Annotated in this window: 20 protein-coding genes; 11 read left to right on the top strand and 9 right to left on the bottom strand. The window is 74.2% G+C overall.

The genetic code is table 11. The features are described 5' to 3' along the window. Window positions 1–23 precede the first annotated feature (23 nt). From ccrA to ACIOD1_RS14945, 3 genes are all read right to left on the bottom strand, one after another. Entirely contained in the window at window positions 24–1,361 is a 1,338-nt protein-coding gene (ccrA, locus tag ACIOD1_RS14955; protein ID WP_365619047.1) for a crotonyl-CoA carboxylase/reductase, read from the bottom strand. Between the two features lie 425 nt (window positions 1,362–1,786). Continuing rightward, window positions 1,787–2,611: a TetR family transcriptional regulator gene (locus tag ACIOD1_RS14950; protein WP_365619044.1), complete on the bottom strand. Its 825-nt coding sequence runs from the start codon at window positions 2,609–2,611 to the stop codon at window positions 1,787–1,789. A 178-nt stretch (window positions 2,612–2,789) separates the two neighbouring features. Continuing rightward, window positions 2,790–4,610 (bottom strand): 3-hydroxybutyryl-CoA dehydrogenase, encoded by a 1,821-nt coding sequence (locus ACIOD1_RS14945; RefSeq protein ID WP_365619391.1) that lies wholly within the window; start codon window positions 4,608–4,610, stop codon window positions 2,790–2,792. A 338-nt stretch (window positions 4,611–4,948) separates the two neighbouring features. On the opposite strand from ACIOD1_RS14945, the gene ACIOD1_RS14940 reads away from it, so the two are divergent. Continuing rightward, window positions 4,949–5,512, top strand: coding sequence for a HEAT repeat domain-containing protein (locus tag ACIOD1_RS14940; RefSeq protein ID WP_401902531.1), 564 nt, complete (start codon window positions 4,949–4,951; stop codon window positions 5,510–5,512). Window positions 5,513–5,602: 90 nt separating this feature from the next. Here the strand turns inward: ACIOD1_RS14940 and ACIOD1_RS14935 are convergent, their stop codons facing one another. Together ACIOD1_RS14935 and ACIOD1_RS14930 are read right to left on the bottom strand one after the other, a co-directional pair. Then, a complete protein-coding gene (locus ACIOD1_RS14935) occupies window positions 5,603–7,216 on the bottom strand; it encodes an alpha/beta hydrolase (protein ID WP_365619038.1) in 1,614 nt (537 codons plus the stop codon). 133 nt (window positions 7,217–7,349) lie between these two features. Beyond that, window positions 7,350–8,480, bottom strand: a complete 1,131-nt coding sequence (locus ACIOD1_RS14930) for an Rv2578c family radical SAM protein (protein WP_365619035.1) — start codon at window positions 8,478–8,480, stop codon at window positions 7,350–7,352. A gap of 163 nt (window positions 8,481–8,643) precedes the next feature. Between ACIOD1_RS14930 and ACIOD1_RS14925 the strand changes: the two genes are divergently transcribed. The 5 genes from ACIOD1_RS14925 (at window position 8,644) to ACIOD1_RS14905 (ending at window position 13,753) form a co-directional block, all read left to right on the top strand. After that, entirely contained in the window at window positions 8,644–9,087 is a 444-nt protein-coding gene (locus ACIOD1_RS14925) for an SRPBCC family protein (protein WP_365619032.1), read from the top strand. 200 nt (window positions 9,088–9,287) lie between these two features. Beyond that, on the top strand, window positions 9,288–10,121 hold the full coding sequence (locus ACIOD1_RS14920; protein ID WP_401902529.1) for a M55 family metallopeptidase: 834 nt from the start codon (window positions 9,288–9,290) through the stop codon (window positions 10,119–10,121). Window position 10,122: 1 nt separating this feature from the next. Then, window positions 10,123–11,466 carry a M20/M25/M40 family metallo-hydrolase gene (locus ACIOD1_RS14915; protein ID WP_401902527.1) on the top strand — a complete coding sequence of 448 codons (1,344 nt, stop codon included), beginning with the start codon at window positions 10,123–10,125 and terminating at the stop codon, window positions 11,464–11,466. A 13-nt stretch (window positions 11,467–11,479) separates the two neighbouring features. Continuing rightward, window positions 11,480–13,480 (top strand): prolyl oligopeptidase family serine peptidase, encoded by a 2,001-nt coding sequence (locus ACIOD1_RS14910; protein WP_365619023.1) that lies wholly within the window; start codon window positions 11,480–11,482, stop codon window positions 13,478–13,480. A gap of 33 nt (window positions 13,481–13,513) precedes the next feature. After that, window positions 13,514–13,753, top strand: a complete 240-nt coding sequence (locus ACIOD1_RS14905) for a LapA family protein (protein ID WP_365619020.1) — start codon at window positions 13,514–13,516, stop codon at window positions 13,751–13,753. Window positions 13,754–13,786: 33 nt separating this feature from the next. Here ACIOD1_RS14905 and ACIOD1_RS14900 read toward each other — a convergent pair whose 3' ends face one another. Together ACIOD1_RS14900 and ACIOD1_RS14895 are read right to left on the bottom strand one after the other, a co-directional pair. Next, entirely contained in the window at window positions 13,787–14,080 is a 294-nt protein-coding gene (locus tag ACIOD1_RS14900; RefSeq protein WP_365619018.1) for a DUF6086 family protein, read from the bottom strand. 21 nt (window positions 14,081–14,101) lie between these two features. Then, window positions 14,102–14,830: a hypothetical protein gene (locus ACIOD1_RS14895; RefSeq protein ID WP_401902524.1), complete on the bottom strand. Its 729-nt coding sequence runs from the start codon at window positions 14,828–14,830 to the stop codon at window positions 14,102–14,104. Between the two features lie 35 nt (window positions 14,831–14,865). Here ACIOD1_RS14895 and ACIOD1_RS14890 point away from each other — a divergent pair, with 35 nt between their 5' ends. The 3 genes from ACIOD1_RS14890 to ACIOD1_RS14880 all read left to right on the top strand — a co-directional run bounded on the left by ACIOD1_RS14890 (window position 14,866) and on the right by ACIOD1_RS14880 (window position 18,466). Beyond that, a complete protein-coding gene (locus ACIOD1_RS14890) occupies window positions 14,866–15,417 on the top strand; it encodes a GNAT family N-acetyltransferase (protein WP_401902521.1) in 552 nt (183 codons plus the stop codon). A gap of 102 nt (window positions 15,418–15,519) precedes the next feature. After that, window positions 15,520–16,419 (top strand): arginase family protein, encoded by a 900-nt coding sequence (locus tag ACIOD1_RS14885; protein WP_401902518.1) that lies wholly within the window; start codon window positions 15,520–15,522, stop codon window positions 16,417–16,419. Between the two features lie 64 nt (window positions 16,420–16,483). After that, window positions 16,484–18,466: a DUF5107 domain-containing protein gene (locus ACIOD1_RS14880; protein ID WP_401902517.1), complete on the top strand. Its 1,983-nt coding sequence runs from the start codon at window positions 16,484–16,486 to the stop codon at window positions 18,464–18,466. 28 nt (window positions 18,467–18,494) lie between these two features. Here ACIOD1_RS14880 and ACIOD1_RS14875 read toward each other — a convergent pair whose 3' ends face one another. Next, window positions 18,495–19,334, bottom strand: a complete 840-nt coding sequence (locus ACIOD1_RS14875; protein WP_365619005.1) for a methyltransferase domain-containing protein — start codon at window positions 19,332–19,334, stop codon at window positions 18,495–18,497. 203 nt (window positions 19,335–19,537) lie between these two features. Here ACIOD1_RS14875 and ACIOD1_RS14870 point away from each other — a divergent pair, with 203 nt between their 5' ends. Then, complete coding sequence (locus ACIOD1_RS14870; protein WP_365619002.1) at window positions 19,538–20,110, top strand: TIGR03086 family metal-binding protein; 573 nt, start codon at window positions 19,538–19,540, stop codon at window positions 20,108–20,110. Between the two features lie 93 nt (window positions 20,111–20,203). Continuing rightward, on the top strand, window positions 20,204–21,457 hold the full coding sequence (locus ACIOD1_RS14865) for an aminotransferase class I/II-fold pyridoxal phosphate-dependent enzyme (RefSeq protein ID WP_365618999.1): 1,254 nt from the start codon (window positions 20,204–20,206) through the stop codon (window positions 21,455–21,457). 65 nt (window positions 21,458–21,522) lie between these two features. On the opposite strand, the gene ACIOD1_RS14860 is transcribed toward ACIOD1_RS14865, so the two are convergent. Next, entirely contained in the window at window positions 21,523–22,128 is a 606-nt protein-coding gene (locus tag ACIOD1_RS14860; protein ID WP_401902515.1) for a hypothetical protein, read from the bottom strand. Between the last annotated feature and the right edge of the window lie 220 nt (window positions 22,129–22,348).

The raw sequence follows: 22,348 nt of genomic DNA, 5'->3' as shown, positions 1-22,348 counted from the left end.
GTCCCTTTGGCCTTTGAGGCGTCTCAGACGTTGCGGAAGCGGTTGATGGCGTCGAGGTGCGTGGCGCGCAGCTCGTGGTCGCGCACGCCCAGGCCCTCCTCGGGGGCGAGCGCGAGGACGCCGACCTTGCCCTGGTGGAGGTTGCGGTGGACGTCGTAGGCGGCCTGGCCGGTCTCCTCCAGGGAGTAGACCCTCGACAGGGTGGGGTGGATCTTGCCCTTGGCGATCAGCCGGTTGGCCTCCCAGGCCTCGCGGTAGTTCGCGAAGTGCGAGCCGACGATCTTCTTCAGGGACATCCACAGGTAGCGGTTGTCGTACTCGTGGTTGTAGCCCGAGGTCGAGGCGCAGGTGACGATCGTGCCGCCCTTGCGGGTGACGTAGACCGAGGCGCCGAAGGTCTCGCGACCGGGGTGTTCGAAGACGATGTCCACGTCCTCGCCGCCGGTCAGCTCGCGGATGCGCTTGCCGAGGCGCTTCCACTCCTTCGGGTCCTGGGTGTGCTCGTCCTTCCAGAACTTGTACCCCTCGGCGTTGCGGTCGATGACCGCGTTCGCGCCCATGGCGCGGCAGATGTCCGCCTTCTCGGGGCTGGAGACCACACAGATCGGGTTGGCGCCGCCGGCCAGCGCGAACTGGGTGGCGTAGGAGCCGAGTCCGCCGCTGGCGCCCCAGATCAGGACGTTGTCGCCCTGCTTCATGCCGGCGCCGTTGCGGGAGACCAGCTGGCGGTACGCGGTGGAGTTGACCAGGCCGGGGGAGGCGGCCTCCTCCCAGCTGAGGTGGTCGGGCTTGGGCATCAGCTGGTTGGACTTGACCAGCGCGATCTCGGCGAGACCGCCGAAGTTGGTCTCGAAGCCCCAGATCCGCTGCTCGGGGTCGAGCATCGTGTCGTTGTGGCCGTCCGAGGACTCCAGCTCGACCGAGAGGCAGTGCGCGACGACCTCGTCGCCCGGCTTCCACGCGTTGACGCCGGGGCCGGTGCGCAGGACGACGCCCGCGAGGTCGGAGCCGATGACGTGGTAGGGGAGGTCGTGGCGCTTGGTGAGCTCCGACAGGCGCCCGTAGCGCTCCAGGAAGCTGAAGGTGGACACCGGCTCGAAGATCGAGGTCCACACCGAGTTGTAGTTGACCGAGGAGGCCATGACGGCCACCAGGGCCTCGCCCGGGCCGAGTTCCGGCACCGGGACCTGGTCCAGGTGAAGGGACTTGCGGGGGTCCTTCTCACGGGTGGTGAGCCCCGCGAACATCTCCGCCTCGTCCTTGTGCACGGTGATCGCGCGGTACGAGTCGGGGAGCGGCAGGGCCGCGAAGTCTGCGGCGGTGGCGGACTGCGACTGAATCGCGTCCAGGATGTCCTTCACGGTAGTGCCTCCGGCTGAGCGCTGATGAGGGTGCGCTGAGGTGTGCGGGGGTGCGTCGAAGCGGCTGTGGTGTGTGTGGTGTGTGCCGTCGGTCCGGCGGAGCTGTGGTGCGGCGACGCCCGTGGTGGGGCGTGCGGGTGCCTGGTGACGCAGGCGTCCGGGGCGCGGTTTCCGCCGGGTGGGCGGTGGCCGCGGGGACATCCGGACGAGATTCAACGTATGGCACCCCGTGTCACTCAGCAAGGCACCGCGTGCCAAAACTTTCTCTCATTTGCCGATTGACCTGCACGGATGAGCGATGATCGATCAGAGTTACCCGCGAGTAGGGGCAACTCGGACAAACGAAAGTGGCCGCCCCCGGAACGGGAGCGGCCACTGTGGTCCGCGCGACTGCTGCTGTCTTTCCGAACGGTCGGGCCGAACGGTCAGCGCTTCGCTCTGAGCGCCTCTTCGATGGTCCGCATGACCTCGTCCAGTGGAGCGTCGGTACGGGCCACCGCGACCAGCACCTCGCCCTCGGTACGGACCGCGGCCCGGGGGACCGCCGCCGGGGCGACCGCGCCGGCCGTCCGGCCGGCGCCGATCCCGGAGCCGAAGGTCTTGCGGACGATGGAGAAGGCGTGGTCGAGCTGCGCCTCCACGTCCCCCTGCCCGCCCGCCCGCAGCCAGCGCCGCAGCACGTGGTTGTGGGCGGTCACCACCGCCGAGGCGGCCACCTCGGCCAGCAACGGATCGTCGTTGCCGTCGTGGTGGTCCTGCTCGTCGAAGTGGGCCAGGAGGTAGCGGGTGAAGAGCCGCTCGTAGCGGGCCACCGAGGCGATCTCCCGCTCCCGCAGCGCCGGCACCTCACGGGTGAGCCGGTAGCGCTCCACCGACACCGCCGGGGAGGCGGCGTACATCTTCATGACTTCCTTGATCCCCCGGCACACCGTGTCGAGCGGGTGCTCGTGCGCCGGCGCCACGTCCAGGACCGCCTCGGCGCGGGTCAGGGTGTCGTCGTGGTCGGGGAAGATCGCCTCTTCCTTGGAACGGAAGTGGCGGAAGAAGGTCCGACGCGCCACCCCGGCCGTCGCCGCGATCTCGTCGACGGTCGTGGCCTCGTACCCCTTGGTGGCGAACAGCTCCATGGCCGCGGCGGCGAGCTCGCGGCGCATCTTGAGCCGCTGGGCCGCCGCTTTGGTCCCGGCCGTGCTCTCCGGGGCGTCGGAGGCGGCGGAGGCGCGGGGCGAGGTCTTGGCGGGCGTGGACATAGAGCGAAAGTACTTCATTCCCGCAGGAGAGGGCGTCCGCGGGGGGTGGGACGGGGACGGATGCGGGGGAGGGCCCGCACTGGGCTCGGGAGGGTGTGTCCGCCGTGAGGGTCCGACGGACCCGAGCAACCCTCCCCACGCATCCTGCTCGGGGGCCGTCGGATCGGGGGGAGTCCCCTTACCGCCGGGCGTACTCACGGAATCCGCGGCCGGTCTTCCGGCCCAGGCAACCCGCCGCGACCAGGTGTTCCAGCAGCGGCGACGGGGCGAGGCCCGGGTCGCGGAACTCCTGGTGCAGCACCTTCTCGATCGCGAGCGAGACGTCGAGGCCGACCACGTCGAGCAGCTCGAAGGGGCCCATCGGATAGCCGCCGCCCAGCTTCATCGCGGCGTCGATCTCGTCGATGCCCGCATAGTGCTGCTCGACCATCTTCACGGCGTTGTTCAAGTACGGGAAGAGCAGCGCGTTCACGATGAAGCCCGCCCGGTCCCCGCAGTCCACCGGGTGCTTGCGCACCTTCGCGCAGACCTCGCGGACCGTGGCGTGCACCTCGTCGGAGGTCAGGACGGTCCGGACCACCTCGACCAGCTTCATGGCCGGCGCCGGGTTGAAGAAGTGCATCCCGATCACGTCCTGCGGGCGCGAGGTGGCGCGGGCGACCGCGATCACCGGGAGCGAGGAGGTGGTGGTGGCCAGCACCGCGCCCGGCCGGCACACCTTGTCCAGGCTCGCGAACAGCTCCTGCTTGACCGCCAGGTCCTCGGCGACGGCCTCGACGGCCAGGTCCACCTCGGCGAAGGCCTCCAGTGAGCCCGCCGGGGTGATCCGGCCCAGGGTCGCCGCGGCGGCCTCCTCGGTCAGGCGGCCCTTGGACACCGCACGGCCCAGGGACTTCCCGATCGCGGCCTTCGCGGCCTCGGCCTTCTCCTGGCTGCGGGCCGCGAGGACCACGTCGTAACCGGCCTGCGCGAAGACCTGCGCGATGCCGCTCGCCATCGTCCCCGAACCGGCCACGCCGACCGAGGACACCGGCCGGCCCGAGCCGAGCAGGGAGCCGTCCAGCGGGGTCTGCAGGTCCCGGACGGTCACCGCGCTGTTCGGAGCCTCGTACGTGTAGAAACCGCGCCCGGCCTTCTGCCCCGTCAGGCCGGCCTCGGAGAGCTGCCCGAGGATCGGGGCCGGGGCGTGCAGCCGGTCGCCGGAGGAGGCGTACATGGCCTCCAGCACGGTGCGGGCGGTGTCCACGCCGATCAGGTCGAGCAGGGCGAGGGGCCCCATCGGCAGCCCGCAGCCCAGCCGCATCGCCGCGTCGATGTCCTCGCGGGAGGCGTACTTGGCCTCGTACATAGCGGCGGCCTGGTTGAGGTAGCCGAAGAGGAGGCCGTCCGCGACGAAGCCCGGCCGGTCGCCCACCGCGACGGGCTCCTTGCCCAGCTCGCGGGCCAGCTCGGTGACCGCCCGCACGGCGGGTGGCGCGGTCAGCACGCAGGAGACGATCTCCACGAGCTTCATCGCCGGCGCCGGGTTGAAGAAGTGCAGGCCCAGCACCCGCTCGGGGTGCAGGGACTCGGCGGCGAGCCGGGTCACCGACAGGGCGTTCGTGCCGGTCGCCAGGATCGTGTCCGGGCGGACGATCGCGTCCAACTCGTCGAAGAGGAGGTGCTTGAGGTCGTAGTCCTCCGGCACCACCTCGATGACGAGGTCGGCGTCGGCGGCGGCGGTGGGCTCGGTGAAGGTGCGCAGCCGGGACAGGACCGCCTCGCGCTCCTCCTCGGTGAGCCGCCCCTTGGCCACGGAACGGGCCGTGGAGGCGGCGAGGGAGGCGGTGGCCCGACGGGTGGCGGCTTCGCTGACGTCGATGCCGATGACCTCGCGGCCGGCCCGGGCGAGGACCTCGGCGATGCCGGTGCCCATCGTGCCGAGGCCGACCACGGCGACGGTGCGCAGGGAGGAGGGGGACGGCGGGGTGGACTGACCGGACGTGGACGGAAGGTCCATCGCGGGACTCCAGTGGAAGAGGGTGACGACTGAGGGCACGGCGCGCGGTGCACGGCTCACGGGCCTGGAGCGGCACGCGGTGCGGCGAAGTGGGCCGCACGGGATGCCATGAGGGGTGCGAAGCGGCGGACCCTGTCCCGGGATCACGCCGTGGGAGAGGCAGCGCGGAGCTGCCGCGGTACCTGGGTACCGAACCGAACGACACGGGGCGGCTGCGTCACCAGGCCGGTCCCGTACGTGTTGGAGAGGAGACTAACCGCTCGGTAACTCCTTGGCCAGAGCGGGGGAGATGTGGGGTACACCACCCGGCGGACCGCGGATGTCCCTAGGGTGGGCGGGTGAACGACGTGCTGGAACGCCTGCGGGCCGAGTCCGACGGATCGCCCTTCTACGAGACCCTGCGCACGGCCGGCCCCGACACCCTGGCCGACGCCCTGACCTCGGCCGGGCAACCACTGTGGGCCCGCGAACTCGCCGCCTACCGGCTGGGGCTGGGCGGGGACCGGCGGGCCTTCGAAGCCCTCGTGCTGCTCCTCAACCACCGCGACCCCGCCCGCTGCGAGGCCGCGGCGCAGGCCCTCGCCGTCCTCGGGGACCCCCGCACCGCCCGCGCGGCGGCGGCCCTGGCCACCAACACCCTGCGCACCGCCTACGCGCTGCACCCGGTCCGACTGCTGGCCGCCCTGCGGGCCCCCGAATCGGCGCCCGCCCTGATCGCCACCCTGGGGCGGCTGCTCGGACCGCACGACCCGTACTGGCGGGTGGCGCTGGCCTGCGCCGAGGGCCTGGGAGCCCTCGCCGACCCCCGGGCCCGCGAGGTCCTGGAACGCGCCCGGTCACACCCGCGCCTGGCGGTGGCGGCGACCCGCGCCCTGACCCGCCTCCCGGCCGCGCAGGCGTAGGAGGCGGCGCGGGCGTCCGAGGCGAGGGGGACGGGGCGCCGGAGTGCGTGAGGTCTCGGGCGTGGTCCCGTCCGGCGCCCGCGCCCCGCGTCAGCCCCGGAAGCCCAGCAGGCCGTGCAGGGCGGCCCCGCCCGCCGAGGGCGGAACGGCCCGGGTGGCGGTGGAGGGCTTCGGCGCGGCCTGCGCGGGGCAGGTGGCGTCCTCGGCCCGGCCCGTCCGCAGGTAGCCGAACAGCTTCTCGTCCAGGCACTTGTTGCCGCTGAGGGCGATGCCGTGGTTGCCGCCGCCCTCCTCCACCACCAGCGCCGAGCCGGCCAGCTTCCCGCGCATGCTGACCGCGCCCTCGTACGGGGTCGCCGCGTCCTCCGTCGCCTGGAACAGCAGCGCCTGCGGGAGGTCGGAGTTGGTCACGTCGACCGCTTCCAGGGGCTGTTGCGGCCAGAACGCGCACGGGGCGTTGTACCAGGCGTTGTTCCAGGTCATGAACGGCGCCTTGGCGTGCGTGCGCCACATGTCGGCCCGCCACTGGTTCCAGTCCCGGGGCCAGGCAGAGTCGCGGCACTGCACCGCCGAGTACACGCTGTAGCCGTTGCCCGCCGAGGGCTCCACGGCGCCGAACCGTTCGTACGCCGACACCAGCGGCTTGGGGTCCTTCTCGCGGGAGTACGCCGCGAAGGCCTCGGCCAGGGCCGGCCAGTAGCCGTTGTAGTAGCCGCCCGGCATGTAGGTGTCCTCCAGCTCGGCCGGACCCACCTTCCCGCCGGCCGGGGCCGTGCGCAGCGCGTCCCGCATCCGGTACCAGAGGGCCTCGACGCGGGCCGGGTCGCCGCCGAGGTGGTAGGTGGCGTCGTAGCGGGCGACCCAGGCGAGGAAGGCCTTGTGGCGGGCGTCGAAGGCGCGGTCCTGGGCGAGGTTGTCCTCGTACCAGACCCCGGCCGGGTCCACCACGGAGTCCAGGACGAGGCGGTCGACCCGGTCGGGGTGGAGGCGGGCGTAGACCGCGCCCAGGTAGGTCCCGTAGGAGTAGCCGAAGTAGCTCAGCTTCTGCGCGCCCAGCGCCGTGCGCAGCACCTCCAGGTCGCGGGCGGCGGAGACGGTGCCGATGTACGGGAGCACGTCCGCGTGGCGCTTGCCGCAGTTCTCGGCGAAGGCGCGCACCCGCTCCAGGTTGGCCCGCTCGGTGGCGCCGTCCAGGGGGACGGAGTCCGGGCGCACGGGCTTGAAGTGGTCTCCGGTGCAGTCGAGCGCGGGCTCGCTCTTGCCCACGCCCCGGGGGTCGAAGCCGATCACGTCGTACGCGGAGGCGAGGTCCTTCGGCAGGGCGGAGGCGATGAAACCGGCCAGGCCCCGGCCGCTGCCGCCCGGCCCGCCGGGGTTGACCAGCAGTGGCCCGCGGGAGGCGGACGCGGTGTGCGGGACCCGGGTCAGGGCCAGCGAGATCTGCCGTCCGGCGGGGGCCGCGTGATCGAGGGGGACCTGCAGGGAGGCGCACTGGAGGGTCGGGTAGCGCGGGGTCGCGCAGCCGGTCCAGCGCAGGGCGGAGGCGGAGGCCGGGGCGGCGGCCGGCGCGGGAGCCGGGGCCGGGCCGGCCGGTCCGCGCGCGGGCGCGGCGGCGACGGGGCCCGCGAGGGCGGCGACCGCGGTGGACAGGGCCAACAGGACGGTGGCGCGCTTCTTCAGGGGACGGGTCACGGGGTGCAGCATCAGGCCTCCCAGCCGAGGGTTCTGGGGCGAATCGTCCCGGAAACCGAGGGGGGAAGACGGGATTGAGCCCCGCATTGGCCCGATGTGATGAGCGTTCAGCGGTGTGCGGCGGGCCCCGGGCCCGCGCCGGCGGTCACAGCAGCGTCAACTGGGTGGGCCCGGCGGGCGCCGGCTCGGACGGCCGTTCCGGCAGCACGATCCGGCGGGCCGCCCCGCGTCCGGCCGGCCCGATGCCGAATTCGGCCGCCAGTTCGTGGACTTGGCGGGTGATCTGCCGCTGGTACCAGGTCGGCGCGTACGAGCCGCCCGCGTACATCCGCTCGTACCGCGGGACCAGGTGCGGGTGGTGCGCGGTCAGCCAGGCGGTGAACCACTCGCGGGCGCCGGGCCGCAGATGGAGTACCAGGGGTGTCACGGAGGTGGCGCCGGACTCGGCGACGGCGCGGACGGTGGCCCGCAACCGTTCCGGGGAGTCCCCGAGGAAGGGGATCACCGGGGCCATCAGGACCCCGCACTCGATCCCGGCGTCGGTCAGCGTCCGCACGGCGCCCAGCCGGGCGGCGGGGGAGGGGGTGCCGGGCTCCACGGTCCGCCACAGCGCGGTGTCGGTGAAGCCGACGGACACCGACACCCCGACCTCGGTGACCTCCGCGGCCTGACGCAACAGGGGGAGGTCGCGCAGGATCAGCGTGCCCTTGGTCAGGATGGAGAAGGGGTTGGCGCGGTCCCGCAGCGCCTCGATGATCCCGGGCATGAGGCGGTAGCGCCCTTCCGCGCGCTGGTAGCAGTCGACGTTCGTGCCCATGGCCACATGCGCCCCGGTCCACCGGGAGGCCGCCAGCCCGCGGCGCAGCAGTTCGGGGGCGTTGACCTTGACCACGATCTGGGAGTCGAAGCCGAGTCCGGTGTCCAGGTCGAGGTAGCTGTGGGTGTTGCGGGCGAAGCAGTAGACGCAGGCGTGGCTGCACCCCCTGTACGGGTTGACCGTCCATTCGAACGGCATGCGGGAGGCGCCCGGCACCCGGTTGAGGATCGAGCGGGCCCGGACCTCGTGGAAGGTGATCCCGCGGAACTCGGGGGTGTCGAAGGTCCGGGTGGTGACGGAGTCCGCCCCGAACAGCGCGGCGGGGCGGACGGGGGCGGCCGCCGCGTCCGCCGGACCCGCGGGGTCCGCCCGGTTCGCGGCGTCGGCGGCCGTCGAGCCGTTCGAGCCGATCGCGGCGTCGGCGGTCCCGGCGCCCTCGGTCAGGTTGTCCCAGCGCATGGTGTGCCTCCCTCGGTGGATCGTCCCCGAGAATAGAACACATGTTCCCATGATCGTGCGGACCGGGCCCCGCCCCCCGCGCGGGCCGACCCGGATTTGGGCGCCCGGGCCGGAGGTGGTTGTCTTGCCGCGACGAGCTGTCACAACCGCTGGAGGAACAGGTATGGCGCAGGTCGAGGCCACCACGGAGCGCATCATCGGGGCCGACGCGGAGACCGTGTTCGACGCGCTCGCCGACTACACCGGCACGCGCCCCAAGCTGCTCCCCGAGCACTTCAGCGAGTACGAGGTGCGCGAGGGCGGCGACGGCGGGGGCACCCTGGTGCACTGGAAGCTCCAGGCCACCAGCAAGCGCGTACGGGACTGCCTGCTGGAGGTCACCGAGCCCACGGACGGTCAGCTCGTGGAGAAGGACCGCAACTCCTCCATGGTCACCACCTGGACGGTCACCCCCGCCGGCGAGGGCAAGGCCAAGGTCGTCGTCAGCACCGTGTGGAACGGCGCCGGCGGCATCGGCGGCTTCTTCGAGCGCACCTTCGCGCCCAAGGGACTCGGCCGCATCTACGACACCCTGCTCACGAACCTGGCGCGCGAAGTCGAGGCCTGACCAAGGCCGTTGCCCGGCGCGGAGGCCCGCGGGCGGCTCACCGGTTCGGGTGCACTTCCCGGGCCGCGCCCCGCCCGCGCTCCCGCCGGGCCGCCGGCGGAGGTCGCCCCCGCCACGCCGGGCGCGCCCCGGTGGCGGGGCGGGTCCGCGGGGCTAGGGTGGGCGGTCCGCGCACCGCGTCCCGACCCACCGGGGGCCCGATGAAGATCCTCGTCTCCGCAGACATGGAAGGCGCCACGGGCGTCACCTGGCCCCGGGACGTACTGCCCGGCACCCCCGAGTGGGAACGCTGCCGGGCCCTGTTCACCTCCGACGTGAACGCGGCCGCCCTCGGCTTCTACGACGCCGGCGCCACCCAGGTGGTCGTCAACGAAGCCCACTGGACCATGCGCAACCTCCTCCTGGAGGAGCTGGACGCCCGCGTCGAGATGCTCACCGGCCGCCACAAGTCCCTCTCGATGGTCGAGGGCGTCCAATACGGCGACGTCGACGGCGTCGCCTTCGTCGGCTACCACACGGGAGCCGGCGCCGAGGGGGTCCTCGCCCACACCTACCTCGCCAACTCCATCACCGGGGTCTGGCTCAACGGCCTGCGCGCCAGCGAGGGCCTGCTCAACGCCCATGTGGTCGCCGAGTACGGGGTCCCCGTCATCCTCGTCACCGGCGACGACCTGACCTGCGTCGACGCCGCCGCCTACGCCCCGGACGCGCGCACCGTCGCCGTCAAGGACCACGTCTCGCGCTACGCGGCGATCTGCCGCACGCCCACCCGCACCGCCGCCGACATCCGCGCCGCCGCCGCCGAGGCCGCCCCCCTGGCCGTCCGCTACGAGCCGGTGCGCGGCGGCCCGTTCGCGGTGGAGGTGGAGTTCGACGCCGAACACCTCTCGCTGGCCGCGACCGTGGTCCCCGGGGTCGAACGCCGCGGCGAGCGCAAGGTCGGCTACACGAGCGGAACCATGTACGAGGGGATCAGGACCTTCAAGGCGGTCACGACGGTCGTCTCGGCGGCCGTGGAGGAGCAGTATGGATGACATGCAGAAACAGGGGGCCGCTCCCGCGGGGCCGGACGCGCGCGCCTTCGAGGAGGTCGTCGAGTTCACCTCGGGGCTGATCCGCATCGACACGAGCAACCGGGGCGGCGGCGACTGCCACGAACGCCCGGCCGCCGAGTACGTCGCCGAACGCCTCGCCGGCGCCGGGCTGGAACCGGTGCTGCTGGAGCGCACCGGGGGCCGCGCCAACGTGGTCGCCCGGATCGAGGGCAGCGACCCCACGGCCGACGCCCTCCTGGTCCACGGCCACCTGGACGTGGTCCCCGCCGAGGCCGCCGACTGGAGCGTGCACCCCTTCTCCGGGGAGGTCCGCGACGGTGTGGTCTGGGGCCGCGGGGCCGTCGACATGAAGAACACGAACGCGATGGTCCTGGCCGTCGTACGGTCCTGGGCACGCGCCGGGATCAAACCCCGCCGCGACATCGTGGTCGCCTTCACCGCCGACGAGGAGGACAGCGCGATCGACGGGTCGGGCTTCCTCGCCGACCACCACCCGCACCTCTTCGAGGGGTGCACGGAGGGGATCGGCGAATCGGGTGCCTTCACCGTGCACCCCGGCCGAGGCCGGTCGTTCTACCCCATCGCCGCCGGTGAACGCGGCACGGCTTGGGTGAAGTTGACCGCGCAGGGCACCACCGGGCACGGATCGAAGCCCAACCGGGCCAACGCCGTCAGCCGGCTCGCCGCCGCCGTCACCAGGATCGGCGCGTACGAGTGGCCGGTCCACCTCACCGACACCGTTGTCGCCTGCATCACCGAACTCGCAGCCCTCCAGGGCCTGTCGGTCGACCCGCGCGCCCGCGGATTCGACCTGGACGGCCTCCTCGACAAGCTCGGCCCGGCCGCCGCACTCGTGCGGGCGGTCATCCGCAGCAGTACCAACCCGACGATGCTCAGCGCCGGTTACAAGGTCAACGTGGTTCCCGGCCAGGCCATCGGCTTCGTGGACGGGCGGATCGTGCCGGGCGGCGAGGAGGAGTTCAAGGCCATCCTGGACGAACTCACCGGCCCCGACGTGCGGTGGGAGTTCCACCACCACGAGATCGCCCTCCAGTCGCCGGTCGAGGGGCGGACGTACGAGGTGCTGTGCGAGGCCGTCCGGCACTTCGACCCCGACGCCCGCGTGGTCCCCTTCTGCATGGCGGGCGGCACCGACGCCAAGCAGTTCTCCCGCCTCGGCATCACCGGCTACGGCTACTCCCCGCTCAAGCTGCCGCCCGGCTTCGACTACTGGTCCCTCTTCCACGGCGTGGACGAGCGGGTCCCAGTCGAGGCCCTGCACTTCGGCGTGAGCGTCCTCGACCGCGCCCTGCGGACCCTGTGATGGGCCCCCGCTGATGGCCGCCGCCCCCGACGGCCCCTACGGCAGCTGGCCCTCGCCCATCGACGCCGCCCTGGCCGCCGCCCACGACGGGCGCCCCGAGTACCTGGGCGCCGTCGGCGCGGAGGTCTGGTGGACCGAGCCCCGACCCGGGGAGGGCGGCCGCCGGACCCTGGTGCGCCGACCCGCCGACGGCCGCGCCGCCCGCTCCGTGCTCCCGGCGCCCTGGAACGTGCGCAGCCGCCTCACCGAGTACGGGGGCCTGCCCTGGGCGGGCGGCGAACAGCCCGGACGCGGACCGCTGGTGGTCTTCGTCCACCACCCCGACCAGCGGCTCTACGCGTACGAACCCGACGCGCCCGGAGCCCCGGAGCCCCGCCCCCTGACCCCCCTCTCGGCCGTCGGCGGCGGGCTGCGCTGGGCCGACCCCGTCCTGCGGGGCGGCGAGGTCTGGTGCGTGCTGGAGGAGTTCACCGGCCCCGGCCCCGCCGACGTGCGACGGGTCGCGGCGGCCGTGCCGCTCGACGGGTCGGCCGCCGAAGACCGCTCCGCTGTAAGGGAGTTGACGGACGACCGACACCGCTTCCGCACCGGCCCGAAGCTCTCGCCCGACGGACGGCACGCCGCCTGGCTGGTGTGGGACCACCCCCGGATGCCCTGGGACGGCACCGAGCTGGAGCTGGCCGAGGTGACCCCCGACGGAGGTCTGGCCACCCCCCGGACGGTGCTCGGCGGACCCGAGGAGGCCGTGGCCCAGGTGGCCTGGGGGGCCGACGGGAGCCTCCTCGCGGTGAGCGACCGCAGCGGCTGGTGGAACCCGTACCGGGTGGACCCCGGGGGCGGGGAGCCCGTCGCGCTGTGCCCGCGCGAGGAGGAGTTCGGCGGCGCGCTGTGGAAGCCGGGCCTCGCCTGGATCGCCCCGCTGCCCGAAGGACCCGGCCCCGGGCTCCTCGCCGTCCTGCACGGCCGGGGCGCCGCGGTGCTGGGCGTCCTGGACCCCGAGAGCGGACACCTCGTCGATGCCGCCGGACCCTGGACGGCCTGGCAGCCGACCCTGGCCGTCATCGGCACCCGGATCTACGGGGTCGCCGCCAGCCCCCGCAGCGCCTACGAGGTCGTCGAACTGGACACCGCCACGGGCCACGCCCGCGTGGTCGGCGCCCGGGCCGCGGACCCGGTCGACCCCGCGTACTACCCCGAACCGCAGACCCGGACCTTCTACGGCACCGGCGGCCGGGAGATCCACGCCCACGTCTACCCGCCGCACCACCCCGGCCGGCGGACCCCCGTCGGCGAGCTGCCCCCGTACGTGTTGTGGGCGCACGGCGGGCCCACCGACCACGTGCCGCCCGTGCTCGACCTGCACATCGCCTACTTCACCTCGCGCGGAATCGGCGTCGTCGAGGTCAACTACGGCGGCTCCACCGGCTACGGCCGGGCCTACCGCGATCGGCTGCGCGAACAGTGGGGCGTGGTCGACGTCGAGGACTGCGCCGCCGTGGCCCGCGCCCTGGCCGCCGAGGGCACCGCCGACCCGGATCGGCTCGCCGTCCGGGGCGGCAGCGCGGGCGGCTGGACGGCGGCGGCCTCGCTGGCCGCCACCGACCTGTACGCCTGCGCCGCGATCATCTACCCGGTCCTGGACCTGGCGGGCTTCGCCGACGAGACCCACGACCTGGAGTCCCGCTACCTCGACGGGCTCGCCGGCCCGCCCGAGACCCTCGCCGTGCTGTCCCGGGAGCGCTCGCCGGTGGCCCGCGCCGACCGGATCACCGCTCCCTTCGTACTGCTCCAGGGCCTGGACGACCCGATCTGCCCACCGGCGCAGGCCGAACGGCTGCTCGCCGCCCTGCGCGGACGCTCCGTACCGCACGCCTACCTCACCTTCGAGGGCGAGGGCCACGGCTTCCGGCGCGCGGAGAGCATGGTGCGGGCGCTGGAGGCGGAGCTGTCCCTGTACGCACAGGTATTCGACTTCGAGCGGCCCGACGTCCCCCGAACGGACCTTCAGATCTGATCGCCCGGAACCGGACGGTCCGATCATGGGGGCATGAGCACCCACACGCGCAAGGACGGCTCGAAGGGCCGCGGCCCGATCACCCCGGCGCGCGCGGGCATGATCGCGCTCGCGGTCCTCACCCTGGTCTTCATCTTCGAGAACCGCCGCTCCACGAAGATCCGCCTGCTGATCCCCGAGGTGACGATGCCCCTGTGGGTCGCCCTGCTGATCGCGGCGGTCCTGGGCGCCCTGTGCGGGGCGTACGCGGTCCGCCGCCGCAAGAAGGCGTAGGCCGAGCACGGGTGCCCCGCCCGGGGCTCCGACTCAGCGCGTCATGGCGCGGTCCGGCGCACGCACCTTCGCGCGCAGTTCGGCGGCGGACGCCTCCTCGGCGGGCGCCGGGGCGGCGAGTTCGAGGGCGGCCCGCTCCGCCAGGACCAGCACCGCGGCGACGAACCCTTCCGACGGGGCGGTCAGGACGCCGTGCCGCGTCGCCAGGTGCCGGGTCACCAGCGCCTGCGCGAAGGCCCGAAAGGCGACCGGGTCGACAGGGCACTCGTCGTCCCGCATCGGGCCGATGCCCGAGGGCCGGCCGAGTTCGGCCTCGAACAGGGCCACGTGGCGCAGGAACGGTGCGGCTCAGTTCGCTTCCCCACCGGTGTGCAGCCAGACGCGGAGGGGTCCGAGGGGGGCGAAGCCGGCGCGGACGGCGGCGTCGAGGTCCTCGCCGTGCTCGTACCCGACGACCGGCAGGCCGGGCCGGCGCGCGGCGACGGCGTCAAGGACCCCGGCCCAGGTGGCGTCCGTGTCGGCCGGGTCCCGGGCGAACAGGTTGGAGACGCCCGCCACTTCGGCGCCGAAGCAGACGACGGCGCCCGCGACGATCCGGCCCCCGGCGCGGCCCGCCAGGAACGCCCGGTCCTCGCCCAGGAGGGTCGGGCGGAAGATCCCGCCGGACTCCGTCCCGTCCCAGGCGGCCTCCCAGGCCTCCAGCTCCTCGGCCCCCGTCACCTCGGACCACTCCAGGCGGGAGGCCGCCGCCGGGGCCGGCCCGGCCGGGCGGTGGATCCACTGGGCCTCGAACAGCACCTCGAACCCGGCCGGGGCCAGGTCCAGCGAGGCGAAGCTGTCCTTCACCGAACACCCCGGCGAGGCGGTGTCGATCGGGTCCACCAACGCGGCCGCCGCGGCGGTGGGGCTCAGCGACACTGCGTCGGGGTACAGGGGCGGGGTCCGCCGGGCACTGGTCCAGGCGTCCGCGCCGACGGAGCCCTCCACGCCGTGGGCCCGACAGACGGCGTCGCACCATTCGGCGTTGTCGCGCACGGCGGCGAGCAGAAGTGCGTCGGTGTCGCGGGTGATGATCACATCGGGATCATGCCGGACCCTCCTAACCTGGACGAATGACTTTTCACCCCTACGTCGCCCAGGGCGCGCGGGTCGGTCTGCGGCCCCTGCGGCTCGCGGACGGCGCCGAGTTCACCACCCACGCGCACGAGAGCCGCGAGCTCCACCGGCCCTGGCTGTTCCCGCCCACCACGCCCGAGGAGTTCGAGGCCTGGGCGACCCGCCTGGTCGGCGCCGAGGACCGCGCCGGCTTCCTCGTCTGCGAGCCCGCCACAGGGGCCCTCGCCGGCTTCGTCAACGTCAACAACATCGTCCGCGGCGCCTTCCGGTCCGGCGCGCTCGGCTACGGGGCCTTCGCGCACGCCGCCGGGCGCGGACTCTTCGGCGAGGCCCTCGAACTGCTCCTCGGGCACGCCTTCGCCCCCCAGGAGGACGGAGGTCTCGGCCTGCACCGGCTGGAGGCGAACATCCAGCCCGGCAACGCCGCCTCGATCGCCCTCGTGCGGGGGAGGGGCTTCCGGCTGGAGGGGTTCTCCCCGGACTTCCTCCACGTGGACGGGGCCTGGCGGGACCACGAGCGCTGGGCGGTGACGGCGCCCGTCGGGTGAGACGTCACCGGGCGTGCGCTGGTGCGGGCAGCGGCGGACCCGGGCGGCGGTCGTGTGTGCGAATGCGCCGCCCGGGGGCCGTCCGTCGCCCAGGATGGGGACATGCGAACCCTCGTGCTCCTCGACGCACCCTCCAACCTCGGCCTGCGCCCGCCCACGCCCACCGCGGTCCCCGGGGTCCACAAGCTCGCCGGCGCCCTGCGCGAGCAGGGGCTGCTGCAACGCCTCGGCGCCCGTGAGGGCGGGGTCGTCGTCGCGCCCCGCTACGACCGCGGCGACTGGAAGGAGGGCGACGGGGTCTTCCACGCCGCCGCCCTAGCCCGGTACACCGTCACCCTCGCGGACCGGATCGAGGGGCACCTGCGGGCCGGGGAGTTCCCCGTGGTCCTCGGCGGGGACTGCTCCGTCCAGCTCGGCGCCGCCCTGGCCATGCGCCGCCTGGGCCGGTACGGGCTCGCCGCGATCGACGGCTCCGCCGACTTCCGCCACCCCGGCAACGAGGCCGTCAACGGCCCCGTCGGAGCGGCCGCCGGCGAGGAACTGGCCCTGTCCACCGGACGCGGCCAAGCCGACCTCACCGACCTCGAAGGGCTCCGTCCCTACCTGCGCGAGACGGACGTGCGCCTCTTCGGGCTGCGCGACGGAGACGCCGACCTGCCCGAACTGGACGCCGCCGGGATCGCGGCCGCCACCGTCGGCGAGATCCGCGAACGAGGCGCCGGGCCGGTGGCCCGCGCGGCCCTGGAGGGGCTGCACCCGCCGGCGACGTCCGGCTTCTGGATCCACCTGGACGCCGACGTCCTCGACCCGTCCGTGATGCCGGCCGTGGACAGCCCGGAGCCCGGCGGGCTGCTGCCCGACGAACTCGCCGAACTGCTGGGCGTACTGGTCCACTCGCCGCGCTGCGTCGGCCTCAACGTCACCGTCTACGACCCCGACCTGGATCCGGACGCGCGTGCGGGCGCCCTGCTCGCGGACCTGGTCGCGGGGGCCTTTGCGTAATCCTGACCGGTGGTGATGTGCGGAACCCCTGTGCACCGGCCGCGCCGGAGTGTTCCATTTCCCCATGGCCACCACCGTCCGACGTGCACGACTGTCCCTCCCCGCAGCCCCGTTGGGTCCGGAGAACCCACTGCCCGCCCTGCGCGCGCCCGACGGGGTCCACACCCTCGACGAGCGCTCCCGCCACGGGCTGCCCCGCGACATGGCCCGCCAGATCGGCTACGAGCCGCTGCGGTCCCTGCTGCCCGTCCGGATCCGGGACGGATACGGACGGGAGCGCACGGAGGAGGAGTTGGAGGCCGTCATCATCGAGAACGGCCTGCTGCGCGTCACCGTGCTGCCCGGGCTCGGCGGCCGGATCCACTCCCTCGTCCACCTGCCGAGCGGACGCGAACTCCTCTACCGCAACCCGGTGTTCCAGCCGGCGAACTTCGCCCTCAACGGCGCCTGGTTCTCCGGCGGGATCGAGTGGAACATCGGCGCCACCGGTCACACCGCCCTGTCCTGCGCCCCCCTGCACGCCGCGCTGGTCCCCGCGCCCGACGGCGGTGTGATGGTCCGGCTGTGGGAGTGGGAGCGGCTGCGCGACCTGCCCTTCCAAGTGGACCTGTGGCTGCCGGCCGACTCGGAGTTCCTCTACGTCGGGGTCCGCGTGCGCAACCCGCACGAGCGGCCCGCGCCCGTGTACTGGTGGTCCAACATCGCCGTCCCCGAGGACCCGGGCACCCGGGTCCTCGCCCCCGCCGACGAGGCCTGGCACTTCGGCTACGAGCGCAGCCTGCGCCGCATCCCGGTGCCCGACTGGCAGGACGCGGACCGCACGTACCCGTCGAACAGCACCTACCCCGCGGACTTCTTCTACGAGGTCCAAGACACCGTCCGCCCCTGGATCACCTCCCTCGACGCCGAGGGCCACGGCCTCGTCCAGGCCTCCACGGGCCGGCTGCGCGGCCGCAAGCTCTTCGTGTGGGGCGCGGGCGAGGGCGGCCGGCGCTGGCAGGAGTGGCTCACCGAGCCCGGCACGGGAGGCTACGCCGAGATCCAGGCCGGTCTGGCCCGGACCCAACTGGAGCACGTACGGCTGGAGGGCGGGACGGAGTTCTCCTGGCTGGAGGCGTACGGGCCGCTGTCCGCGGATCCGGCCGCGGTGCACGGCGCCGACTGGGCGCGGGCGCGCGGCGCCGCCGCCGAGGCCCTGGACGGGGCGCTGCCGGCCGCCGCCCTGGAAGCCGCCCACAAGGCGTGGCGTGGCGTCGTCGACACCGAACCGGGGGAGCGGCTGGCCCGCGGATCGGGCTGGGGCGCGCTGGAGGTGCTGCGCGGGGGGTTCGAGCTGCCGGGCACCCCCTTCGAGGAGGCCGACCTCGGCGAGGAGCAGGCCCCGTGGCTGGAGCTGTGGCGCACGGGAGTCTTCCCCACCCCCCGCAAGGTGGTCCCGCCGGGGCCCCCGCTGGTCACCGCGCACTGGCGGGACATGCTGGAGACCGCCCCCGCCGACCCGCTCACCGAGTACCACCTGGGGGTGGCCCAGTGGCACGCGGGCGATGTGGCCCAGGCCGTGCGCAGTTGGGAGCGCGGGCTGTCCCTGGCCCCCTCGCGCTGGCCCCTGCTCCGCTGCCTGGCCGAGGCCGACGCGCAGGCAGGTGACCCCGAGCGGGCCGCCGACCGCTACGCGGAGGCCTTCGCGGACCTGATCGAGGAGAGCCGGGGCGGCGAGGCGTGGACGGCCGCCGAGTCGGCGCTGGCCCGGGAGGCGATGACGGCCCAACTGGCCGTAGGCCGGCTGCCGCAGGCCCGCGCGGTCTGGGACCGGCTCCGCCCCGCCCTGCGCGAGAACGGCCGCTTCCGCCTGCTGGCCGCCCGCCTGCTGGCGGCCGAGGGCCACGTGAGCACGGCCCTGCACGTCTTCGAGGAGGGCTTCGAGATCCCGGACCTGCGCGAGGGCGAGGAGACCCTGTCCGACCTCTGGTCCGCCCTCACCACCCGCCCCCTGCCCGCCGCCTACGACTTCCGCATGCGCCCGCCGGGGATCACGGGACAGCCCTGAGGCGGGGAGCACCCCGGGCCGTCAGGAGTCAGGCGCGGCAGAGGAGTTCGCCGTTCAGGACCGAGAACCAGGCGTCCGGGGCAGCGCCCCAGGCGTGCCAGGCGTCGGCGACCGCCGTCAGGTCCGCCGGGGTGGCGTGGCGGCCCTCCGTCGCGCGGTCGGCGTACGCGGAGGCCTTCGTGCGGTCCGCCCACAGGGAGGACCACCAGCGGACCTCCTCCGGGGTGGCGTAGCACCAGACCGTCGCCGAGGCCCGGACCTCCTCGAAGCCGGCCGCCCGGGCCCAGGACAGGAGCCGCCGCCCGGCGTCCGGCTCGCCCCCGTTGGCCCGGGCCACCCGGCCGTACAGGTCCTGCCACTCCTCCAGCCCGGGGGTGGCCGGGTACCAGGTCATCGCCGCGTAGTCCGCGTCCCGGACGGCGACGATCCCGCCGGGCCGGCACACCCGCCGCATCTCGCGCAGCGCCCGTACCGGATCGCCGACGTGCTGGAGCACCTGGTGGGCGTGGACCACGTCGAAGGAGGCGTCGGGGAAGTCCAGCGCGTGGACGTCCGCCGTGGCGAAGTCGACCGAGTCGGCGAGCCCGCGCTCCCGTACGTGGGCGCTCGCCTGGGCCAGGACGTCCGCCGCCGCGTCGACCGCGGTGACCCGGCCGCCCGGAGCCACCAGTTCCGCCAGATCGGCGGTGATCGTGCCCGGGCCGCAGCCCACGTCCAGCAGCCGCATGCCCGGCCGCAGCTCGCCGATCAGGTACGCGGCCGAATTGGCGGCGGTGCGCCAGCGGTGCGAGCGGAGCACCGACTCGTGGTGCCCGTGCGTGTACACGGCCGTCTCACGGATCTCCGGCGTGCCCTGGGTCTCGTTCATGGCGCAACTCCCCGTCTCGTCCTCGTCGTCGAAGCACTGTGATCACCGTAGGCGATCGTGCCGCGATGTGAGATATGCGTTTCAAAATGTGGACACACCACCTCGGTGGCAAGGGGTCCGGGCGGATCGGCCTCGGGTCGGTGGCAGGGCGGCGTGGGGGCGAGGAGAGTGGTCCGCAGGGCGAACGGAGGACGGTGAGACCCATGCCGGAGACGCTGCTCCAACAGCACGCCGCGGCGCTGCGGCTCTTCGGGGAGCGGGTGCGGGCCGTCGGGGAAGCCCAGTGGGACGCACCCACCCCCTGTGCCGAGTGGACCGTGCGCGACCTGGTCAATCACGTCACCGGTGAGCAGCGGTGGATACCCCCGCTGCTCACCGAGGGCCGGACCGTCGCCGACATCGGCGACGAACTCTCCGGCGATCTCCTCGGCGCGGACCCGGTCGCCGCCTGGGACCGCGCCGCGGCCTCCGCCGTGGCCGCCTTCGGCGCGCCCGACGCGCTGGAGCGGACCGTGGCGCTGTCGTACGGGCCCACGCGCGGATCGGCGTACTGCTCGGAGATGACGGCGGACTGCGTCGTGCACGCCTGGGACCTCGCCCGGGCCGTCGGCGCGGACGAGAGATTGCCCGACGGCCTCGTGGAGTTCGCCATCAAGGAGGTCATGCCCTACGCCGACGGTCTGGCGGCCACCGGCCTGTTCGCGCAGCCGCTGGACATCCCACCGGGCGCGAACGCCCAGACCCGGCTGCTCGCGCTCGTCGGCCGGCGGGGCTGACGGGCGGGAAGCGCCGAACGATCGCACGAAGCGTGGGAAGGGCGGCATCGAATGGCCGGTGGCGACAGCGGAAGGCGGAGCGCGGTGGCGGGCATGGCCGAGGGCACGGCGGGCGGGCCGGCCGGAGCGTGGCGCGCCGCCTCCGAGGGGCGCGGACCGGTCCGCTACGGTCCGCCCGCCCCCGAACCGGGCCTGCCCGTCCTGCCCGAGCTGACAGCGGTCCTCGCCGGCGCGGCGGGCCGCGCCGCGCCCGAGCCCCCCGGAGGAGGCGATCCCGTACGCGAGGCCGCCTGCCGTCACTGGGCCCGGCGCGGGCTGCCCACCGCGCCGGAGAACGTCGCCGCCGGGCCCGGCGCGCCCACCCTGCTGCTCGCGCTGCTCGGCGCGTACGGCGGGGACGTGATGTTGCCCCGGCCCTGTCCCGCCTGGTGGACTCCGCAGGTCCGACTGCTGGGACGGCGGGCCTACCACGTGCCCACTCCGGCGGAGTGCGGCGGCATACCCGACCCGTACGCGCTGCTGGAGACGGTGCGGCGGGTCCGGGCGGAGGGCGGCGACCCCCGCGTCCTGCTGCTGTCCGTCGCCGACGACCCCACCGCGACCGTCCCGCCGCCCGAGATGCTGCGGGAGGCCTGCGAGGCGGCCGAGGAGGCGGGCCTGTTCGTCGTCAGCGACGAGAGCTGGCGCGACACCGTGCACCGGCCGCACGAGACCCTCGTACTGAGCCCCGCCGAGATGCTCCCCGACCGGGCCGCCGTCCTCGTCGACCTGTCCGGGTCCCTGCTGCCCGCCGGCTGGCCCGCCGCCGTCCTGCGCCTGCCGGCCACCCCGCGCGGCACCTGGTTGCGCGCCCGGACCCTCGACATCCTGACCGCCACCGGCGCACTCGTCGCCGGCCCGGTGGCCGGAGCCGCCGCGCACGCCCTCGACGAACCCGACGCCGTCGCCGGGCGCGCCTACGCGGCGGCCGCCCTGCACGGGGCCGTCGCCGCCGCCGCGCACCGGGAACTCCTGGCCGTCGGGGCGCTCGCCCGGCCCCCGCAGGCCGGCCGGCACCTCTACGCCGACCTGACGCCGCTGCGCGCCGGACTGGCCCGGAACGGGGTCGGCGACGCCATGGAGTTGGAGGACTGGCTCGGCGGCCGGCTGGGCTCGCCCACACCCGGCGGGCAGCGCTTCGCCGACGAACTCGGCGCGTTGCGGGTCCGGTTGTCCACCGGCCCCCTGCTCGGCGTCACCCCGGCGCAGCGGTTGGCCGCGCTCAACTCCCGTGACCCGCTGGCGCTCCCGCACGTGCGGGACGCGCTGGACGGGCTCGGATCGGTCCTGGCCGCGCTGGTCGGCTGACGGCCCGCCTCCCCGTCCACCCCGCCCGCGCGGACCCGGGGCGTGCCCCGAGCCCGCCGCGCCGGTCAGGGTCGCAGGCCCGCCTGTTTGAGCGCGAGTTCGGACAACTCGGTGATGACCTGCCGGTCCCCGTGGCGCCAGGCGTCGGCGAGGCCTTCCGGCGGGGTGGAGATGTCGACGAGATCGCGCGGGGGTCCGGTGAGGGCGCGCAGGGCGAGCAGGTCGGCGCCGCCGGGGGCGCCGAACAGGCGTCGGGTGGTCGCGCTGCGCCGGATCCAGAGCAGGCGCGGGGGCAGCCACAGGAGGAGTACGCAGACGACCGGAATGACGATGAGGGCGAGTGCGGTCAGGTCGGCCACCTGGCCCACGGTGTCCTGGAGGGACCGCCCGGCATCGGAGAGACCGCCGCCGGCGTCGGCCGCGGAGTGGAGCGGCTTCTTCAGGAAGTCCCCGACGAGCGGCACCTTCGAGGCCGCGTCGCCGGCGTCGTCGAGGCTGGTGGCGAGGTGGTCACCCGCGTTCTGTACCGTCCGGCCCGGTTCAGCCAGTCGCATGATGACCTCGTGGACCGCCAGGGCGAAGGCCACCGCGGCCGCGATCAGGGCCACCGCGATCAGGTCCGCGAGCACCTGACGGTTCCGACGGGCCGGGGTCTGGGCGTATGCGCGCACGGCCGTGCTCCTGTCCAGGCGAGGGTGCCGACGAGGGCCGGCGCCGGCCGGACGGGGCCCGGAGCCCCCTGCGGCAGGCCGCGGCCGGTCGTCTGACTGTACGGGCGACGGGGCTCGTTGCCCGGCTCATCGTCTCCCGCGGTGCGACAGGAACGCCATGCCCCCGCGCCGACACCGGTGTAGAGTGAGTCAGCTGACTGACTCACTTGTGTTCGGTCAA

Origin of the sequence: Streptomyces sp. NPDC088097, assembly GCF_044741845.1 — a bacterium.
In the GTDB taxonomy this organism is placed as follows: domain Bacteria; phylum Actinomycetota; class Actinomycetes; order Streptomycetales; family Streptomycetaceae; genus Streptomyces.
Note: the sequence above shows the minus strand (reverse complement) of the source record. Positions and strands in the feature narration are given on the sequence as shown.

Coding starts and splice junctions, on each gene's coding strand:
- ACIOD1_RS14950 (WP_365619044.1), bottom strand. CDS start 2,611: ATGTCCACGCCCGCCAAGACCTCGCCCCGCGCCTCCGCCGCCTCCGAC.
- ACIOD1_RS14945 (WP_365619391.1), bottom strand. CDS start 4,610: ATGGACCTTCCGTCCACGTCCGGTCAGTCCACCCCGCCGTCCCCCTCC.
- ACIOD1_RS14935 (WP_365619038.1), bottom strand. CDS start 7,216: ATGCTGCACCCCGTGACCCGTCCCCTGAAGAAGCGCGCCACCGTCCTG.
- ACIOD1_RS14930 (WP_365619035.1), bottom strand. CDS start 8,480: ATGCGCTGGGACAACCTGACCGAGGGCGCCGGGACCGCCGACGCCGCG.
- ACIOD1_RS14925 (WP_365619032.1), top strand. CDS start 8,644: ATGGCGCAGGTCGAGGCCACCACGGAGCGCATCATCGGGGCCGACGCG.
- ACIOD1_RS14920 (WP_401902529.1), top strand. CDS start 9,288: ATGAAGATCCTCGTCTCCGCAGACATGGAAGGCGCCACGGGCGTCACC.
- ACIOD1_RS14915 (WP_401902527.1), top strand. CDS start 10,123: ATGCAGAAACAGGGGGCCGCTCCCGCGGGGCCGGACGCGCGCGCCTTC.
- ACIOD1_RS14910 (WP_365619023.1), top strand. CDS start 11,480: ATGGCCGCCGCCCCCGACGGCCCCTACGGCAGCTGGCCCTCGCCCATC.
- ACIOD1_RS14905 (WP_365619020.1), top strand. CDS start 13,514: ATGAGCACCCACACGCGCAAGGACGGCTCGAAGGGCCGCGGCCCGATC.
- ACIOD1_RS14890 (WP_401902521.1), top strand. CDS start 14,866: ATGACTTTTCACCCCTACGTCGCCCAGGGCGCGCGGGTCGGTCTGCGG.
- ACIOD1_RS14885 (WP_401902518.1), top strand. CDS start 15,520: ATGCGAACCCTCGTGCTCCTCGACGCACCCTCCAACCTCGGCCTGCGC.
- ACIOD1_RS14880 (WP_401902517.1), top strand. CDS start 16,484: ATGGCCACCACCGTCCGACGTGCACGACTGTCCCTCCCCGCAGCCCCG.
- ACIOD1_RS14875 (WP_365619005.1), bottom strand. CDS start 19,334: ATGAACGAGACCCAGGGCACGCCGGAGATCCGTGAGACGGCCGTGTAC.
- ACIOD1_RS14870 (WP_365619002.1), top strand. CDS start 19,538: ATGCCGGAGACGCTGCTCCAACAGCACGCCGCGGCGCTGCGGCTCTTC.
- ACIOD1_RS14865 (WP_365618999.1), top strand. CDS start 20,204: ATGGCCGAGGGCACGGCGGGCGGGCCGGCCGGAGCGTGGCGCGCCGCC.